At 72.5% G+C, this 550-nt stretch carries 1 protein-coding gene; it reads right to left on the reverse strand.

Annotated elements, in window-relative coordinates:
- The coding region (locus tag JNW98_RS35615; protein ID WP_308015711.1) for a 1-deoxy-D-xylulose-5-phosphate synthase N-terminal domain-containing protein at positions 1-291 on the reverse strand (291 nt) is incomplete at its 3' end.
- Positions 292-550: the final 259 nt, after the last annotated feature.

The following is a 550-nucleotide window of genomic DNA, read 5'->3' on the forward strand; positions in this document are numbered from 1 at the left end:
GGACAGGCCGCCCTTGCTGCGGAGCTTGGAAAAGTCCTGACGTCCCGTCAGGAGTTTGTGGACGTACGACTGGTGTCCGGTGTCCCAGAGGATGCGGTCGGACGGGGAGTCGAAGGAGCGGTGCAGGGCGATGGTGAGCTCCACCACGCCGAGGTTGGGGCCGAGGTGGCCGCCGGTCCTGGCCACGGCGTGCACCAGGAAGTGGCGGATCTCCTCCGCGAGTTCGTCCAGGTCCTCCGTGCCCAGCGCTTTCAGGTCCCGCGGACCGCGGATGTTCTCCAGCAGCGACACGCCGGCCCCCTCCTTAGCTCAGTCGGCCTCGTCTGTTCCGGGTCCCCGCCGGGCCCGGCCGCGCGTCCCGGATCGCCTCCGGCCGCCTTCCGGCCCCGCCGGCTCCCCGGGTCGTCCCCGGCCCCTCGCGCCGGGTCCCGTGTCGGTCTCGCCGTCTCGCTAGCCGGTCACGGTGACGGCGGGCGGCCCCGAGGGCGCGCCCGCCGCCGTCATCCCGTCGGCCAGCTTCATGGCTTCGTCGATGAGGGTCTCGACGATC

Origin of the sequence: Streptomyces huiliensis, assembly GCF_020037025.1 — a bacterium.
In the GTDB taxonomy this organism is placed as follows: Bacteria; Actinomycetota; Actinomycetes; order Streptomycetales; family Streptomycetaceae; genus Streptomyces; species Streptomyces huiliensis.